Source organism: Bacteroides sp. AF39-11AC, from assembly GCF_003474285.1.
Lineage (GTDB): Bacteria > Bacteroidota > Bacteroidia > Bacteroidales > Bacteroidaceae > Bacteroides.
The window spans coordinates 1-1,361 of record NZ_QROH01000032.1; the positions used below are offsets into that span (position 1 = coordinate 1).

The window sequence follows — 1,361 nt, forward strand, 5'->3', positions numbered from 1 at the left end:
GAATTGGAAGCACATATTTTTGTAGATGCTGCGTTAACTCTATTGAATAATAAATTTTTCAAAAGTGGATCTAATACAATAGGATATGGTGGTACTGAATCTCTTAAAGAGGCAGTAGTAGCATTGATGAATTCAATATTAGATAGAGGAGGTTTCTCGAATGAGCAATTACCTCTTTATAGAGAGGTTGCGAATAATTGGTATCAGTATTCAGGGACATATACAGAGTCCTTTCCGCCCAAAGCATTGTATCAATATATAAAAAAATAAAGAATATGAAAAAGAATCTTTTGATGATTGTGGTTATTCTGTTAAGTGCAACCACTTTAAAGGGACAGACTGATTCCCAACATTTTTTGTATGAAAAGTCTAATAGTGGTTCTGTGATAATAAAACCAAAAAACGAAATCAATCGTATTTTGGAGAAGGGTGGAGCTTTATTGGAACTCACATCTGATACTCGAACTTCTTGGGGAGAGTATTCGAGAGTAAAACCTTTGCAGGGATTAGTAAATGACGGGATCTTTTCTAAACAAAGGATATTGGAATTGAAGAAAGAGGATAAAACAATTATAGAGGTCTTCTTTGATGAAACTGGAATTGTAAGTTATGTTTATTTCTGGGTTCTTCCTGGAACAAAATCTCTTTTGACAGATCAGGAGCTTTATGAAATACTTCAGAGATATAAAGGGATTAAATATGACATGACAGGTGTTTCTGTTATTGAATCTGAGAAAGGGTCTAAAGCAAGTTTTTATTCATCAGATGCTTTTGAGCTCCCGTATGAAGATTTAAAAATTAGTACTCCTTGACTGTAGAGAGAGTAGAGAGCGGGATTGTTTTCGCTTTCCAGTTTTCTGCTTTCTTGAAATAGTACTTAGTTAAGATGTATAAAATAAACAACAGGAGTTATATGTCTAACTTGTGTTTGAACAAATGGTATTGCACTTATAATGAATAAAGAATGGGCTTTACAGTTTTCTTTAAAGCAATATATGCTAAACTAACTTTTTTATATAGTGAAAAGGAAAGAAAGAAGTGGCTGTAGCAATAACTTGCAAATTACTGACCGGGAAAGTTAAGGCATACAATTTTGTAACTTTCTATCTGTATTGTGATTTAGAGGAAATCTATGAGTTAAGATAATGTTAATAAAAAATGAAAAACGCATGAAACACATACGAAAGTGGAAAAAGTGGCGTACTCTGATATGTATAGGTGTTTTGGGTACGTTGTTAGCTTGTACGGAACAAATGCTGCACGACGATAATTCGCCTACGGACGAACTAACCGTATCAGTAGCCCGACAATGGTATGATAGTCAGTATGCTCCAATAGTAATGACACGTACCTGTGAGGAG

3 protein-coding genes are annotated in these 1,361 nt (G+C 34.2%); all 3 read left to right on the forward strand.

What is annotated here, in order from left to right:
* The coding region (locus DW036_RS25710; protein WP_158585999.1) for a hypothetical protein at positions 1-270 on the forward strand (270 nt) is incomplete at its 5' end.
* A gap of 5 nt (positions 271-275) precedes the next feature.
* Positions 276-812, forward strand: a complete 537-nt coding sequence (locus DW036_RS25335) for a hypothetical protein (RefSeq protein WP_118466755.1) — start codon at positions 276-278, stop codon at positions 810-812.
* A 357-nt stretch (positions 813-1,169) separates the two neighbouring features.
* Positions 1,170-1,361, forward strand: a 192-nt coding sequence (locus DW036_RS25450; protein WP_147401555.1) for a hypothetical protein, incomplete at its 3' end; no start/stop codon positions are given.

What these genes read in the sequence shown, in the direction of transcription:
- DW036_RS25335 (WP_118466755.1), top strand. Translation starts at nt 276, where the DNA reads ATGAAAAAGAATCTTTTGATGATTGTGGTTATTCTGTTAAGTGCAACC.